This window comes from Sporomusa sp. (genome assembly GCF_035561255.1).
Classification (GTDB): Bacteria; Bacillota; Negativicutes; order Sporomusales; family Sporomusaceae; genus Sporomusa.
Genome location: NZ_DATMXX010000043.1, coordinates 1 through 4198, shown reverse-complemented (window position 1 = coordinate 4198; position 4198 = coordinate 1). Strand labels below are relative to the sequence as shown.

The following is a 4198-nucleotide window of genomic DNA, read 5'->3' as shown; positions in this document are numbered from 1 at the left end:
CTAAGGACTCACAAGAAGGAGGAGTATATTAGAAAACTCCCGGCTGCAGTTGGCAACCGGGAGAGATTCTACAGTATACTAAATACAAACCCCTGGCAATAACCAGGAATAAATTCAGCGGCAATACACTGTAATTCCCTCTCCATCACACGTGGGTAAAAGCGGAAATTGTCAGCTAGGCAGTTCTCCTGGCTCTGGCTCAAAGCTCCTCCAACCTTCCCAAGACGCAGGGTCTCAGTGGTCTACCCTGGATTTGCTCCCCATTACAGTGACGGGACCGCGCCGGTATTACACCGGCTTCCCTATTAAACCCCGTAGGGCACCTAACTCGAATATTAAATTACGAAATACGTGTATTTTTTCACTAACTACGTTAATCCTATGATTTCTATTATAGCCTGTCAACAAGAAAATCTTTGGAGGTTATCCTGCCTGCCCTAATCTCCACAACCTAGAACAAGGACAGGCATGTTATTTCAATGCCTGCATAACTGCTTCCAGCCTAAACCTAACAACGCCATCCGGACAATCAAAATCCATCATATGTTCTTTGCTCCCGCCGAGGTTGCGCAAATCACCGCCACTGCGCACTGCTTCCATAATCGGAAAGGTCTTCAGCATACTTTTGGAACAAAAGCCGCCCGGGCAACCATAACCACATGTGTAGTTATCCCCGACTTCATGACCATTGCGGCAATACCCTTGAGGCTTATTGTCAGATTTAACAGCTAAAACAGTGATCTTAAAGTTCCATTCTTCTTCATACCAGTTTCTCATATAAATACCCCCTTGCTTGCAAAACATGGGGAGAAACGCCCGTATTTACATTTAAATGGTTAACAGCTACTGGTTTACCCGATCTGCCACAACCTTCACCACCAGACCGGACCAGGCCCGGACAGAGGGCTCCAGCTCGTCTACGGCAAGTGTCGGAGGTGAAACGTGGTATTTACCTGCGGTCAACAGCAACAGATCATTGCCGGCCTGGGTCAATTCGTCACCGCTCAACAATTGCCACTGAAACTGATCCAGCAAATGAACATACAGGGAGGTACCTGTTAGCAGCGCCGGTTCCTTGTCCAACTGCCGCAGGGAGGTTGAAAAACGCTGTTTGTCAATCATCCCGTATTCCTGCAGATATTGTTGATACAGGGTTTCTTCAGTAACACCAAAACGATTCATGCGCCGCAGCACGCTGTGCTGCTTCTGCGGGGATAACCCGGTCTGCCGCAGCAAGGCTTCTTTGACTGCCTGTTTTACGGTGCGGCCGATTAGTTCCCCCAGTTTGGAATGCTTGCCCGCATCTTCCAGATATAGCGGCGAGCCTGGATTGGCAATCACCATCGTCTGGTCTGTCCCCGAACCGGTGGCCAGCCCGTTCGAATATTTGCTGCCAGCCATCAGTTCCTGCAGAGCAGCTGTTTTGGCTTCGGTACAGGTCACCAGCGCCCGGGTCATTGTACCGGAAGGAATATCTGCATCAATGACCAGCATGATGTTAATTGTTCCCGGTTTATGTAAGGTGGTTTTCTTACCGGGGCTAAAATAAGTCGCCGGATCACCCGCTCGTCCGCCATTGCCTTCCACGCCCCCCGTAACAATAGCTGTCACAGTGAGGGTTTGATAGCTTTCGGACTGAATAGCGACATTTTCCATAGATGCGGCCGTGCCCATGCCTGTTGCCCTGGCGGGATTAAGCCCCAAATGCTTAGCCACACCCTGCAGGTAATCCAGGTAAGTAGCTCCATCCACGCCGGTTGCATTTTTCATATCATGATTGAACACAGCTTTCAGATTGTCCCGGTAGCCTCCGTTTAACCGGGAAGTACTCAGCACATTCCTGGGTTTTTCAAAGGAAATGATGACACTGGTATCTTCCCGGTACACCGTATCACCGGTTGATAACGTATAGAGTTTCACCTGTTCACTGCCAAAGCAGGGAACCACGTTATAACAAAAAATAACCACCAGCAATAACCCCAGCTTCAGATTTAGTTTCATTGTCTTCCTCCCGCCCATGCCGCCTGCGGCCTTATACCACGGTCCGGCTTGTTTTGATGCACTTAATATACAAAAACAATTCTGGTTTCGCATAATATTAGGCATTAAATCACACTAATGGGTTTCCGTTTCATGTGAAATCTACTAGTTCATTAATATAGTCATAACTGTACTATATCCCGTCAAGTGCAATCCGCAGTCAAATAAAGGACTTATATATAAGAACCCTGAGCTCCGTTGAAAAGGCTTTTGATTGAGCTTCATTCAATGCAAACCCTGTTTTAAGGCTGCTGTACTTGCCGTGATCTCCACTTATATATAATAACACAATATTGATTGCATCGGTTTTGAGGCTTCACAATTCTTGATTTTGCCAATATTTCTCGAGATCGGGCTAAATATTATACTCCACACCTTTTTAGCACAGCTTCAAACAACTCAATGAAAATATCTATTTCTTCATAGCTGATCGTAAGTGCCGGTGCAAGGGTAAACGTATTCTTATAATAGCCTCCGATGTCAAGCACTAGTCCGTATTTTTTACCACATATTTCAATGTTCCCTTTGATGGCTTCTTCAACGATTTTATCAGCAAGCGCTTTGTCTGGCGTAAAGCCATCGGATCTGGTCATCTCTATTCGTAGCGCCAAACCCAGCCCGTCAACGTCACCAATGACGTTGTAGCGCTTCTGTAACACCTTGAGCCTCCCTATCAAATATCGGCCTTTTTCTTTTACACTACCTTCTAAATCATGCTGTTTCATGTATTGCATGGTTGCAAGGCCGGCCGCCGTACCCAGAGGATTACTAGAAAATGTCGAATGGGTTGATCCTGGCGGGAAAACTTCTGGGTTAATCATTTCTTCCTTAGCCCATAAGCCGGATAGAGGGTTTAATCCATTAGTTAACGATTTTGCGAAGGTAACGATATCGGGTTTTATCCCATAATGCTCTAATGCCCACAGTTTACCGGTACGGTAAAAGCCCATTTGAATTTCATCGTCCACAAGCAGGATATTATATTTTTTTAATATCTTGTCCAGCTTGGCAAAATATTCACTAGGTGGAACAATATACCCCCCAGTTGCCTGTAACGGTTCAACATAGAAAGCAGAGAATTCTGCTTCTCCTGCTTTCGGATCAAAAATTCCGTAATATTCTGTTTCAAAGAGCTTCTCAAATTGTTTAATGCATTCATAATTGCATGTTTCACGCTTAAGTCCATAAAAACAACGATAGCAGTAAGGGTATGGTATAAATATTGCTCGATTTCCAAAATGGCCATAGCGTCGCCGATATCGATAACTGCTAGTAATTTCGGAGCACCCTAGAGTACGCCCATGATAGCCTCCCATAAAAGCGAACATCAGTGATTTACCACCTCGGTAGTTACGAATTAGCTTTATACTGTCCTCTATGGCCTGCGCACCACCTACATTAAAATGAACCCTGCCCCTAATACCAAAGCGTTTTTCCGTTTCGCGTGCAATTTCCATTGCTAGAAGAATCTTTTCTTTGTGAAGGTATTGGCAGGCAAGCTGTGGTAATCGGTTAAACTGCTCATTGTACATTGCCTCAATTTCCTTATTGCGATAACCAAAATTAACGGCTGAATACCACATCTGCATATCAAGGTAGGGGTGACCGTCTAAATCATAAAGCCATGATCCATTACAACTTTCAAAAATCTTGGATGGCTCAATATAATGTACTGTGTCACCATAGGAACAGTATTTTGATTCTAAATCTAATAGTTCTTGCTCATTAATATCGCTGTCCATATTTTTACGCTCCTTGAAGAAACATTTATTTATAATCTGCCAAAACGCATATCGGAAATTTCAAGCTGATGAAGGCCCTGAATTATATCACGAAAATTTTTGAACGTAGAATGTATGATTCCCTTATCACGACAATAGGCAATCAAATTCCCCTTGGCAAATACATAATCGGCTTTATCTGTAAGACAAAAATCACTGCAGCCATCGCCAATAAGCACTATCGGTTTTTCTTGAGATAACTTTTGAGCTACCGAACATTTACAAGTTCCAGCAAGGCAGCCCATTGCACTGTTAGTAAATACCACTTTAAAAATACCACTTTCCTCAACAAAATGATTAGCATAAATCGGAACATTAGGAAGACCAGCATTTATTAAGATTCTCTGAATAAACAAAGAAAAACCATCACTAATAAC

4 protein-coding genes and 1 riboswitch are annotated in these 4198 nt (G+C 44.1%); all 4 genes read right to left on the bottom strand.

What is annotated here, in order from left to right; genetic code table 11:
• Positions 1 to 161 precede the first annotated feature (161 nt).
• Positions 162 to 342: riboswitch (cobalamin riboswitch) on the bottom strand.
• 129 nt (positions 343 to 471) lie between these two features.
• On the bottom strand, positions 472 to 777 hold the full coding sequence (locus VN379_RS02380) for a TIGR04076 family protein (RefSeq protein WP_325530412.1): 306 nt from the start codon (positions 775 to 777) through the stop codon (positions 472 to 474).
• 66 nt (positions 778 to 843) lie between these two features.
• A complete protein-coding gene (locus tag VN379_RS02375; RefSeq protein WP_325530410.1) occupies positions 844 to 2001 on the bottom strand; it encodes an adenosylcobinamide amidohydrolase in 1158 nt (385 codons plus the stop codon).
• Between the two features lie 401 nt (positions 2002 to 2402).
• Positions 2403 to 3782 (bottom strand): aspartate aminotransferase family protein, encoded by a 1380-nt coding sequence (locus tag VN379_RS02370; protein ID WP_325530408.1) that lies wholly within the window; start codon positions 3780 to 3782, stop codon positions 2403 to 2405.
• Positions 3783 to 3811: 29 nt separating this feature from the next.
• Positions 3812 to 4198: hypothetical protein (locus tag VN379_RS02365; RefSeq protein ID WP_325530406.1), on the bottom strand; the 387-nt coding region annotated here is incomplete at its 5' end.

What these genes read in the sequence shown, in the direction of transcription:
- VN379_RS02380 (WP_325530412.1), bottom strand. Translation starts at nt 777, where the DNA reads ATGAGAAACTGGTATGAAGAAGAATGGAACTTTAAGATCACTGTTTTA.
- VN379_RS02375 (WP_325530410.1), bottom strand. Translation starts at nt 2,001, where the DNA reads ATGAAACTAAATCTGAAGCTGGGGTTATTGCTGGTGGTTATTTTTTGT.
- VN379_RS02370 (WP_325530408.1), bottom strand. Translation starts at nt 3,782, where the DNA reads ATGGACAGCGATATTAATGAGCAAGAACTATTAGATTTAGAATCAAAA.